We start from the raw sequence: 12,011 nt of genomic DNA on the forward strand, positions 1-12,011 counted from the left end.
ATATTGCCCGGCCTTTTATTTTTTGGGGATTAGCTTTTATCTTAAATCTTGGCTTAAGATTTTCAAACTTAGATAAAAACAGAACTATTTAATACTAGCAAGTCATTTTTCAACTAAACTCTCTGAAAATCAACGGCATTATTTTTTTTACCAATGTAAGATCCTGTTATTGTATCCAAGGTCAACTTGATAAAAACAAAAAAACCGGAACATCTCTGTCCGGTTTTTTTTGACTATTTATTCCAAGACCTTCCTACATCGAGGTGACAAGGCAAAGCTATTCCTGATTCTTGTCTCTTATTTGTCGATCTCTCGCCTCTCGCTTCTCGCCTAATATAGGGTCCTAAACCTTGAAGAATTATAACTTTTCAACCTTACAACCTAATTTTCCAATCTTTCAATTTTCAAATCTTCCAATCTTCCAATCGCCTTACTCTCCCTGCGCCAGACTATAAGCCCTGACCCCGTCAAAAGCATATAAATGCTCCGTTTTGATAAAGTCAAATCCCAATGCTTCAACCTGAGAAAGCAAATCCAAAACCTGCTTGTGGGTGATTACCGACTGACCCGCAGTCTGGAACCTGCATCTCCAATGGTCAGTGCAGAAAGTCTCCCGCATCCCCCCAGGATATACTTTGATCCCCCTGTTGGTTATCAATTGGAGGACGAGTCCGTCGGCGTTTGCTTTTCTTAACTTCTCCCCGATCACATCCGGATTTCTTCCCTCAATATCCCAATCCACAAAAACATCCACACCAATCAGTTCTTTCTTGGATTTGGTGACCGGACTCAATTTTATTTGCATCGGAGCAGTGGCGGATTTATCGAAAACAGCCGGATTAAGGCTTGAAGGCATTTGCCCCAATCTTTCGATGATAGCCTTTGCAAATTCGTTTGTGCCGGCTTTTTTGGAAGAAAGTGTTGGTTGGAAGATATCTCCGGTATGGATGCCATCCTCAAGGGTCTTCATCCAAGCGTTGGAGATTTTCTCAGCGATCTCCGGTTGTCCGATGTGGACTAGCATCATGATGGCGCCATTGAGCAAACCTGATGGATTGGCGATGTCCATACCTGCGATGTCAGGAGCCGAACCGTGGATCGCCTCAAACATGGCGACTTCCTCTCCTACATTGGCAGAACCACCCAATCCCACCGAACCTGTGACCTGTGCGGCCACATCAGAAATGATATCTCCATACAGATTCAATGTCACAATCACATCAAAAATCTCCGGTCTCTCTGCAATCAAAGCTGTACCGATATCGATGATTTTGTGGTCAGTCTGGATTTCGGGATATTCCTTCGCTACTTCCAAAAATGTCTTGTGAAACAAGCCGTCTGCTAACTTCATGATATTGTCTTTGGTCATGCAGGTCACTTTCTTGCGTCCATATTTCCTTGCATATTCAAAGGCATATCGGATGATTTTTTCAGAACCCGGTTTGGATATCAACTTCAGGCATTGATAAACCTCTTGCGTCTGTCTGTGCTCAATTCCGGCGTAAAGGTCTTCCTCATTTTCACGGATGATGACAAGGTCAGTTTTTGGGAAATAGGTTTTGACAAAAGGCGAAAATGCCTTGCAAGGTCTGACATTGGCAAACAGTCCAAAGGATTTTCTGGTAGTCACATTCAGACTCTTGAATCCTCCACCTTGTGGGGTAGTGATCGGGGATTTCAAAAATACTTTTGTCTTTCTCAAAGAGTCAAAAGCGCCGGGTTCCATTCCCGAACTGATCCCCTTCAGGTAAACCTGTTCGCCGATTTCAATTACTTCATATTCCAACTGCGCACCTGCCGCTTCGAGGATTTCGAGCGTGGCTTTCATGATCTCGGGACCTATTCCATCTCCGTAAGCTACGGTGATTTTTGTTTTTGCTGACATATATAAAAAGAGTTAGTTTAGTTTTGAATTATACTGCAAAAGTAGGAAAAATAGCCGAAAAGCTCGGGTGCCAAATCATAAATTACCATAATGATATTCATAAAAAGGCATACGGTGGAAGCTATTTGTTCTCGACAACTATTTGTGCTTCTGGGTATTTTTCAAAGCAATCCTTGGGTAATGTAAGCATGGCTTGTATATTTGATATCAAACAATCACCAATACACATGGCTGAGATCAAGAATATTCTTTCAGAGGTAAAACATGGCATTCTTTATTTAACTCTTAACAGAGAGACCAAACTGAATGCACTCAATTTTGCCACCCTGACTGAAATAAGGGAAATCTTCACTGAGGTCGCTGACAATAAGGATATTAAATCAGTAATCATCACCGGATCAGGCGAAAAAGCCTTTATCGCCGGAGCGGATATCAGTGAAATCGCGGAACTGAGTGAATTGAATGCTAGAAAATTTTCTGAAAACGGTCAGGAAATATTCAGCATGATCGAAAATTGCCACAAGCCCGTCATCGCAGTCGTCAATGGTTTTGCATTGGGCGGCGGTTGTGAACTTGCCATGGCATGCCACATGCGTATAGCGGTTTCATCTGCCAAATTTGGCCAACCGGAAGTAAATCTCGGAATCATTCCCGGATATGGAGGCACACAAAGATTAACTTACCTGATCGGAAGAGGAAAAGCCAATGAACTCATGATGACCGGAGATATGATCGGTGCTGATGAAGCCAAAGCACTCGGCCTGGTCAACCATGTACTTTCTACAAAAGAAGAAGCCATGGCAAAAGCGGAAGAAATAGTCCGCAAAATCATGAGCAAAGCTCCTTTGGCGATCGGAATGGTCGTGGACTGTGTCAATTCAGTGTTTGTACCAGATGAGGATGGCTACCAAACAGAAGCCAACAGCTTCGCCAGGTGTGTCAAATCAGGTGATTACAAAGAAGGCACTTCCGCTTTCCTCGAAAAAAGAAAACCGGTATTCAAAGGGGCTTAATACCCCTTTTCTTTTTCCGATGAGCCAACTTAAAAAACTTGCAGGACAGACAGCCATCTATGGCATAAGCAGTATCCTTGGCAAAACCATCAATTTTTTACTTCTCCCCATTTACACAGGTTACCTTGCCAAAGAAGAGCTGGGCTCCTTCACGGCAATTTATGGATTCATCGCTTTTTTAAATATCATTTTTACATACGGCATGGAGACGACTTATTTTCGCTATGCCACGGGCAAAGGTCTCGATCCTCAAAAAGTATTTGCCCAGATCCAATCGCTACTCATCACAACTTCCATCTCGATGGGAGCGATCATATATTTTAGCGCACCGGCTATAGCTAGTTGGCTGGGGTACGAAGGGCAGGAATACCTGTTTCGCTGGATGGCGTGGATTTTAGCGATAGATGCAGTCTTGGCTTTACCCTATGCAAAGCTGAGGAAAGAGAACAAAGCGCTGCCATTTGCACTAACCAAACTCGGAAACATCTTATTGAATGTCGGTTTCAATATCTTCTTCATCGTATTCTGCTTTCATATTTGGAACGGTGACGTCCTCCCGTCGCTAAAACCAATTATCGATAGCATATATAATCCGAATTGGGGTGTAGAATATATCCTGCTATCCAATTTGCTTGCCAATGCGCTGATGATCCCGGTTTTGATGGGACTCACGGGGAAGTTTGTGTTTGCGATGGACAAGGAAATCCTCCAGCCCATGTGGCATTATGCGGTTCCTTTACTTTTTATGGGACTGGCAGGAGTGACCAATGAGGTATTTTCCAGGACATTGTTTGAATATGTGTTGCCCGAAAATTTCTATGAGGGATTGACCCAAAGAGAAGCTGGAGGTGTATTTGGAGCTAATTTCAGGTTGGCAATATTAATGAACCTGATCATCCAAGCCTTTAAATATGCTGCAGAACCCTTCTTCTTTAACCAATCGAGTGAAAAAAACAGTCCTGCATTATTTGCAAGAGTGATGCATGCATTTATTATTTTCTGCTCGATCTTGATGTTATCAGTTTCAGTTAACCTTGATATTCTTGGCAATCTTTTCCTTCGCGGCGAAGGCTATGGGGATGCACTTTATATAGTTCCTGTTTTATTATTGGGCTACTTGTTTTTGGGAATCTATTTCAATCTCAGTATTTGGTTTAAACTAACCGACCAGACCAAGTACAGCTTTTATATCACCACACTCGGTGCTGTCGTGACAGTCGTTGTGATTTTGGTTTTTGTGCCGATTCTGGGCTATATGGGCGCTGCGCTGAGTACCTTATTGAGTTATTTTCTGATGGCAGTCGTATGTTATTTTTATGGTCAGAAATATTTCCCGATCCCATACAAGACAGGCAAAGATTTGTTTTACCTCGTCTTGGCATTTGGGCTGAGTTATTTAGGATTTTACTTACACTTGGAGTTGCCTATTCTTCAATTTATTGCAAGAAATAGCCTTGTGATTGTTTTTGTTCTTGTAGTTTTGTGGCTTGAAAAAGATGAACTCCAGAAGTTCTCGAATCCATTGAAAAAAAGAAAACTATGAAAATCAAGGTTATCAATCAATCCAAACATGCTCTACCTGAATACCAGACTCCATTGGCTGCAGGACTTGACCTCAGGGCAAACCTTGAAGAACCTGTTTCATTGGAACCTTTGGAACGAAAGCTCATTGGTACCGGACTTTTTATAGAATTACCAGCAGGATATGAGGCGCAGATCAGACCGAGAAGTGGTTTGGCTTACAAATATGGTCTGTCTGTTCTCAATACTCCCGGTACCGTAGATGCGGATTACAGGGGTGAGATCAAGGTTTTGTTAGTCAATCTATCCAATGAAACCTTTGTGGTGCAGGATGGAGAGCGGATCGCCCAGATGGTCATCTCCAAGCATGAACAGATCCAATGGGATGCTGCTGAAACCCTTTCCGAAACCGAGCGGGGAGCCGGTGGATACGGAAGCACGGGTAAAGGTTAATATCTGGGAGACATTAAAAGGAATTTAGAACGTTGGTAAAATTTGATTTTATCCAAAGAGAACAAAAAGGTACTAAGTTTGCGTTAAGTATGAGATTGCCACCTCAATGGGGGAATACCGCCAACAAAATCGTAAAAAACAGCCTACTCCCAACCTAGTCAAAAAAATCAAAATTGTAACAAAACCTTGCCTGTGACTATACAGATAAAAAAAATATTGAGTATCGCGGTGCTTATTCTGATCAGCTTCGGCGCATTTTCTCAAAGCAAAATTTCCCGTAAGGAAAGAAAACAGCAACTTGATGATGCCCAGGCCTCAAGGTTATTTATCGACGGGCAGCGCTTTCTGATGCAAGATGATTTTGACCGTGCTTATTTTTATTTCCAAAAAGCAAGAGAGTTAAGTCCTGAACAACCTGCTATTAATTTTAAAATCGCTGAAATTCTCCTCAGAGCAAATCAAGTGGACAAGGCTTTGGAGTTTGGGATGAAAGCTGTAGAGCTTGATCCTGAAAATAAATATTACAACCTAGTGATGGCGGAAGTTTATTCCAAACAGGGAGATACTAAAAAAGCGGCTGCCATTTTGGAAAATCTGATCGCTAATTCATCACAAAACCAAAATTACATCCTAGACCTAGCCTCATTGTATTTGGCTGGAGATGAATTTGACAAAGCATTAGAGGCATTGACCGCGGCCGAGGAATATTACGGATTGGCGCCACAGATCACACTTCAAAAACAGAAAATTTTATTAAGAAAAAATGACCTCCAAAGTGCCATATTAGAAGGTGAAAAATTGATTGATTCTCAACCAGGGAATTCACAATATGTGATCAGCTTGGTTGAAATCCTTTATAATAATGGAAAAACGGACGATGCCATCTTGCTTGTAGATAAGTCCCTAGCAACATATCCAAATCAACCTGAACTTCAGATGGCTGCCTATGCCCTCTACAAAGACAAGGGTGAAATAGAAAAAGCTGAAAAGCTGATCAAGGCAGCATTTGCCAATCCGGATTTGGAAGGTCAGGTAAAAGCACAGGCACTAGCCGGAATCCTTCAGGAGCCCAAATCCACCAGAAGAAATGAATTGGTGGATGTTTTAGCAGAAAGCATGTTGTCAAACCATCCCAATGACCCTGAAGTTTTGACGGTTTTGGGAGATAAAAAATTATTTGAAGATGACAGGGAGGGCGCTTTGGAATTGTACAAAAAAGCCATTGCCATCAATCCTTCAAACCCTCAGGTTCTCCAAGGAGTGATTACTACCATGTTTGAATTAGGAAAAAACTTTGCTGATATCGAACAGATCACAGAAACAGCAGTAGGCGAATTTCCTGAGAAACCAGAATTTTGGTTTTTTGACGGCACTGCTAAGCTTGCACTCAAAAAAGGGTCTGAAGCAGAAGCATCATTGATTAAAGCGAAAGAAATCAATAAAGGAAAGAATCCTCAGCTTGACTTGCTTGTCAATGGACAATTGGGAGATGCTTACCATCAGACAGGAAATACGGCAAAAGCATTTGAAGCTTATGAGGCGGTATTGAAAATCAATCCTGAGGATGAACACGTACTCAACAACTACGCTTATTATCTTTCACTTGCCAAAAATGACCTTGAAAAAGCCAAAACCATGTCCAGCAAACTGGTTAAAAAATTTCCAAAAAATGCAACTTATCTTGATACCCATGCCTGGGTTTTGTTTCAATTAAAAGATTATGAAGGCGCAAAAACCTACATGGAACTCGCTTTGAAATACGAAGAATCTCCAAGCGGCGTTATGCTGGAGCATTATGGGGATATTCTCTTCCACTTAGGAAATAGCAATGAAGCCATTGCTTATTGGAAGAAAGCCGAAGGAGGCGAAGAAACTTCCGAATTTCTTTTGAAAAAAATCAAGGATAAAAAATATTATGATTAAGTCTTCCATAACTTTTTTAATTGTCGCGGCAATTTTTCTTTCAGGCTGTGCCAAAAAACCAAATCTATATACTTCCGATGAAATCATGGAGGAATTCCATCCCTCCACTTTTGAATTTAATTACCTCAGTGCCAAAGGTAGGATCGTGTTGGAAGAGTCAAATGGTAAAGTCACCAAAGGAACAATCAGCTTCAGGGCAAAAAAAGACAGTGTGGTATGGTTTAGCATCACACCGGGGTTGGGTGTAGAAGCCATCAGAGGTATAGTCACAGAAGAAAAAATGCGCATAAAGGACCGTATTAATGGAGAAGACGTCAATATAAGTTTTGTTGAAATGCAAGATAGATATGGTTTGAAATTAGACCTTTCATTGATTCAAAACCTCCTTTTCGCCAATGTACCACAGGAATTCAGCTACAGGGATAGGCTCCTACGGGCAGGCAGATACTTTGAATTGACACAGGTCAGGGACGGGGTTAGGTACCACTCACGGGTCAGTACTTCCCATGGCAAAGTAGCAGAACTAACGAGCAACACTTTAGATGACATGGGTGCGTTTATGGCAAGTTATCCTACCTTTGAAAACGTCAACGGACAACCTTTCCCGAACAAGATGTTGCTGAAGCTTTCGTTTAAATCTACAGAAGGCCTTCAAACTGCCATCATCCACCTTGAATTTAGCCGTATAGATTACCTGACCGAACCAGTTTCCTTTCCATTTCATTTTTAAATAATGAAAATTAGCATTGCCTTTCTTTTGTTCTTTTTGGTCGCCTTGGCATTACCAAATGCTGAGATTATGGCTCAGACCAAAAAAACAAGAGCCCAATTGGAAGTGGAAAAGGCTGATATCCAAAAAAGGTTGGTGGAGTTTGACCAAATGTTGAGAAAGACTTCGGACACCAAAAAAGCATCAGTGGGACAATTGAATGTTGTTAACAAACAACTTCAAACCCGGATTACATTCATCCGGACCTTGAGCAATGAAGTCACCCTGATCAACCGAGAAATCAAGGAAACAGAAACTGCCATCAGTTCTTTGGAATCCGACCTCATAAACCTGAAGGAAGAATATGCCGGCATGGTCTACACCTCATCCAAATTGAATTCCGGCTTGACCATGACTGCTTTTGTATTCAGTTCGGGTACTTTCAAGCAATTTTACATGAGGCTGAAATACCTCAAACAATATTCAGATGCCCGCAAAAAGCAGGTAGCGATGATCAATGAAAAGACAACTGAACTGGCATTTCAAAAGAACCTTTTGCAAGAAAAGAAAAAGGAAAAGCAAGTTGTCCTGACCAAAGAGCAAGAACAAAAACAAAAGCTCGACCAGGAAAAGAGAGAGCAGCAAGGGATTGTCAACAACCTTTCGAAACAGGAACAGGACCTGAGGAAGAAAATAGCAGCCGCCAAAAAACAGCAGGAAAACCTTAACAGCATGATCAAAAGGATCATTGAAGAAGAAATCAGGCTGGCAGAGGCAGAAGCTAAAAAGAAAAACAGTACAGCAACCAAATCTTCGGGCTCAAGTATTCCGTTGACACCTGAGGCGGCGGCGTTGTCCAGCTCATTTGCAGGCAATAGAGGAAAATTACCTTGGCCTGTGGAGACTGGATTTGTAACCAAAAGATATGGCACTCATCCCCATCCGACGTTGAAGGGAATCACAGAAGATAATGACGGAGTGGATATCCAAACAACTCCAAATTCTAACGTCAGATCGGTATTTGACGGAGAGGTAACCAAGATATTTACCCTTCCCGGATATGGCGGCACGATAGTAGTCAAGCATGGTGAATACTACACCATGTACAGCAAGCTTAAAGTAGTTTCTGTCAAATCAGGTGACAAAGTAAAAGCCAAGCAGGTACTGGGACAGGTATATACTAATAAAGAAGGAGTAGCTGAAGTACACTTCGAAACATGGAAGGGATTGCAACCGATGGACCCTTCTTCTTGGTTAACTGGACGGTAAAACAATTAAATCGTATATTTATAAAAAAAGAGGTAACAGGATTCATCTTTCCTTTGTGTAAGAAGGGCACTCTTATATCTTTGTATCATATTAATTCTAAACAATACCATCATGACTACATTGGGTTTCTTGCAAAACATGGGCGGAGGTTCTATTATTTTGATAATAGTTGTTATCCTTCTGCTATTTGGTGCCAAAAGAATCCCTGAATTGGCACGAGGACTAGGAAGAGGAATCAGAGAGTTCAAAGATGCCACCAAGGAGATTCAGGATGACCTTGAAGAAGGTCTCAAAGACAAAAAGAAAAAAGACTAAACAGAATTAAAGAGTAAAGCACCTTGGAAAAATTCCTTTCATTTGACGACATTAAAAAGTCGCTTGAAAATAGGGAAACCGATTGTAAAGCGATAGTAAATTATTATCTACAAAATATCCAAACGAAGGCGCACCTCAACGCCTTCGTTGAAGTTTATAAGGATTCCGCTCTGGCACAGGCTGCCAAAGTAGATGAGAGAATCGCTTCAGGAAAAGCCGGTAGACTTGCCGGCATGGCCGTGGGCATCAAAGATGTCTTAGTCTATAAAGACCACCAATCCAATGCTTCCAGCAATATTTTAAAAGGATTCAAATCACAGTTTACCGCTACCGCTGTCCAGAGACTCATCGATGAAGACGCTATCATTATCGGAAGACTCAACTGTGATGAATTTGGAATGGGTAGTTCAAACGAGAATTCAGCTCATGGCAAAGTATTGAATGCTGCTGATGAAACCCGCGTACCCGGCGGATCTTCCGGAGGATCAGCTGTTGCTGTGCAAGCCAACTTATGTACCGTTTCTTTGGGAACAGACACAGGCGGGTCTGTCAGACAACCCGCAGCTTTCACCGGACTAGTAGGGATCAAACCGACTTATTCAAGAGTTTCGAGGTGGGGTTTGATCGCCTATGCATCTTCTTTTGATACGATCGGTGTACTTTCCCGCAATGTCAGTGACAACGCTCTCGTCATGGAAATCATGGCAGGTCCGGATAATTTTGACAGTACCGCTTCCAAAAAAGCCGTGCCCCATTATTCTGAACTGTTGCATTTCGGCAAAAGAGCAAAAATTGCATTTATTACTGAGACCATTGAGTCCGATGCACTTCAGCCAGAAATCAAGGCCAATACCTTGGCTGTATTGGAAAAACTGAAACAAGAAGGACATCAGGTGGAGGAAGTTCATTTTCCCCTGTTGAAATATACCTTACCAACTTACTATATTCTTACCACTGCTGAGGCAAGCTCAAATTTGTCAAGATTTGATGGTGTGAAGTACGGCCATAGAAGTCCAAGTGCCCACAACCTAGAAAGCATGTATAAAATGACAAGGTCGGAGGGATTTGGAGACGAGGTAAAAAGGAGGATAATGTTGGGCACTTTTGTGCTAAGCGCAAGCTACTATGATGCCTATTTTACCAAAGCTCAGAAGGTCAGGAGATTAATAAAAGAATATACTGAAGAAGTTTTAAATAAATTTGATTACATTATATTGCCAACTACGCCATCGACGGCGTTTAAGTTTGGAGAGCATAGCAATGACCCGGTTGCCATGTATCTGGAAGACTTATTTACAGTGCAGGCTTCTGTGTCAGGAGTTCCTGCTTTATCCCTTCCAAACGGTACAGACAGTAAGGGTTTACCTATCGGTATCCAGATTATGGCAAATTCATTTAAAGAGGCAGAATTATACGCTTTTGGTAATTATCTGATGGAACTTAATAGTAATTAAACTCAAAAATCACCCGGCAATGAAAAATCTATCTATCTCCTTAGTCCCCACTTTTCTACTTTTTTTTCTTATTCAACCATTTGCTTACAGTCAGGAATTATTTGGTCTCAACAATGCGACAATTGAAGAAGAAACAATTGCTCCCATTTACCATTTTGAATACATTCCTGATTTTACCTACGAGCAGGTTGCCAAAAAAGTCAAGGCAATGGACACAAACATGCCATTTGAATTGAATGAGAGAATTTTCTCATTTATCAATTACTTTGTGGTCAGAAATAGGGAATATACCAAAATGGTGATTCAAAGGAAGAATATTTACTTTCCCATGTTTGAAGAATCCCTTATATCTCATGACATGCCGGATGATATCAAGTACCTTTCGATCATCGAATCAGGACTTAATCCGAAGGCAAAATCAAGGGTTGGGGCCTTGGGATTATGGCAGTTTATGCCAGCCACAGGCAAAATGTATGGATTGGATTATAACAAAGATGTTGACCTGAGGATGGATCCTGAATTGTCTTCAGATGCAGCAGCCAAATACCTAAAGTCCTTATACAGGATGTTTGGAGATTGGGAATTGGCCTTGGCAGCCTACAATTGCGGTCCGGGTAATGTCAGAAAAGCAATCAGAAAATCGGGTGGAAAAAAGACATTTTGGGGTGTTTATGATTTTCTGCCAAAAGAAACCAGAAGCTATGTCCCCCAATTTCAGGCCATGATGTACGTCATGAGGTATGCAGAAGACCATAACCTGATCCTCGAACACCCCACCTATCCGATGGCTTATGATAAAATCAAGTTCAATCAGGAATTGGATCTCGAGCTGCTCGCAGCCGTGACTGGAATTTGTATTGCAGATTTGGAAGCTTTAAATCCTGCTGTTCAGGATCGAATTATTCCTTCTTCCAATCAATACATGGCTGTGAATGTCCCAAAATCTAAAGTCAGCTATATCACAGAAAATAAAGAACAATTTGCAGATGCTGTCAAAATATCCACTGAGAGAACAGTCGCACTTAGAACAGTTCCTGCCACCACCGCAAGTCCCAGCAAACCAGTAGCTGCAGCAACAACAAACTCAACATTGTCTACCCAAAATAAAATCACCTACGTAGTCAAATCAGGGGATGTTCTTGGATCTATCGCACAAAAGCACGGAACAACAGTGACTAACATCAAAAACTGGAATAACTTAAGTTCAAACAACATCAAAGTAGGACAGAAACTTGCCATCTATAAAAAAGGCGGCTCTATTGACACCAACCTAGCAAGCAACAACACGACCTCTTCCACCCAAATCCCAGAATTTTACACAGTACAGCCTGGAGATTCACTTTGGATAATTTCAAAAAAATTCAACGGATTAACCATTGACCAAATCAAGAAGCTCAACAACCTCAATTCTAATCAAATCAAACCAGGCCAAAAATTAAAAATCGGCTAACCTATTTGATTAGTAAAAC

General features: G+C 41.4%; 10 protein-coding genes. 9 read left to right on the plus strand and 1 reads right to left on the minus strand.

From position 1 onward, the window contains the following. Positions 1–430: 430 nt before the first annotated feature. Positions 431–1,885, minus strand: a complete 1,455-nt coding sequence (locus tag M3O96_RS14540) for an NADP-dependent isocitrate dehydrogenase (protein ID WP_249721709.1) — start codon at positions 1,883–1,885, stop codon at positions 431–433. Positions 1,886–2,112: 227 nt separating this feature from the next. Between M3O96_RS14540 and M3O96_RS14545 the strand changes: the two genes are divergently transcribed. The 9 genes from M3O96_RS14545 to M3O96_RS14585 all read left to right on the plus strand — a co-directional run bounded on the left by M3O96_RS14545 (position 2,113) and on the right by M3O96_RS14585 (position 11,992). Beyond that, complete coding sequence (locus tag M3O96_RS14545) at positions 2,113–2,898, plus strand: enoyl-CoA hydratase/isomerase family protein (protein WP_249721711.1); 786 nt, start codon at positions 2,113–2,115, stop codon at positions 2,896–2,898. Positions 2,899–2,917: 19 nt separating this feature from the next. Further along, positions 2,918–4,441 carry a lipopolysaccharide biosynthesis protein gene (locus tag M3O96_RS14550; protein WP_249721713.1) on the plus strand — a complete coding sequence of 508 codons (1,524 nt, stop codon included), beginning with the start codon at positions 2,918–2,920 and terminating at the stop codon, positions 4,439–4,441. After that, positions 4,438–4,872 carry a dUTP diphosphatase gene (dut, locus tag M3O96_RS14555; protein WP_249721714.1) on the plus strand — a complete coding sequence of 145 codons (435 nt, stop codon included), beginning with the start codon at positions 4,438–4,440 and terminating at the stop codon, positions 4,870–4,872. The genes M3O96_RS14550 and dut overlap by 4 nt, the downstream gene beginning before the upstream one ends. A gap of 192 nt (positions 4,873–5,064) precedes the next feature. Next, complete coding sequence (locus M3O96_RS14560) at positions 5,065–6,795, plus strand: tetratricopeptide repeat protein (protein ID WP_349630850.1); 1,731 nt, start codon at positions 5,065–5,067, stop codon at positions 6,793–6,795. Continuing rightward, on the plus strand, positions 6,788–7,525 hold the full coding sequence (lolB1, locus tag M3O96_RS14565) for a lipoprotein insertase outer membrane protein LolB1 (protein WP_249721716.1): 738 nt from the start codon (positions 6,788–6,790) through the stop codon (positions 7,523–7,525). Before M3O96_RS14560 ends, lolB1 begins: the two co-directional genes overlap by 8 nt. Before the next feature lie 3 nt (positions 7,526–7,528). Then, complete coding sequence (locus tag M3O96_RS14570) at positions 7,529–8,773, plus strand: murein hydrolase activator EnvC family protein (protein WP_249721718.1); 1,245 nt, start codon at positions 7,529–7,531, stop codon at positions 8,771–8,773. 111 nt (positions 8,774–8,884) lie between these two features. Then, positions 8,885–9,088: a twin-arginine translocase TatA/TatE family subunit gene (gene tatA / locus M3O96_RS14575; protein ID WP_249721719.1), complete on the plus strand. Its 204-nt coding sequence runs from the start codon at positions 8,885–8,887 to the stop codon at positions 9,086–9,088. Between the two features lie 23 nt (positions 9,089–9,111). Further along, on the plus strand, positions 9,112–10,542 hold the full coding sequence (gene gatA / locus M3O96_RS14580) for an Asp-tRNA(Asn)/Glu-tRNA(Gln) amidotransferase subunit GatA (RefSeq protein WP_249721720.1): 1,431 nt from the start codon (positions 9,112–9,114) through the stop codon (positions 10,540–10,542). 19 nt (positions 10,543–10,561) lie between these two features. After that, positions 10,562–11,992 (plus strand): lytic transglycosylase domain-containing protein, encoded by a 1,431-nt coding sequence (locus M3O96_RS14585; RefSeq protein WP_249721721.1) that lies wholly within the window; start codon positions 10,562–10,564, stop codon positions 11,990–11,992. Positions 11,993–12,011 lie beyond the last annotated feature (19 nt).

The organism is Aquiflexum sp. TKW24L, from assembly GCF_023502205.1.
Lineage (GTDB): Bacteria > Bacteroidota > Bacteroidia > Cytophagales > Cyclobacteriaceae > Cognataquiflexum.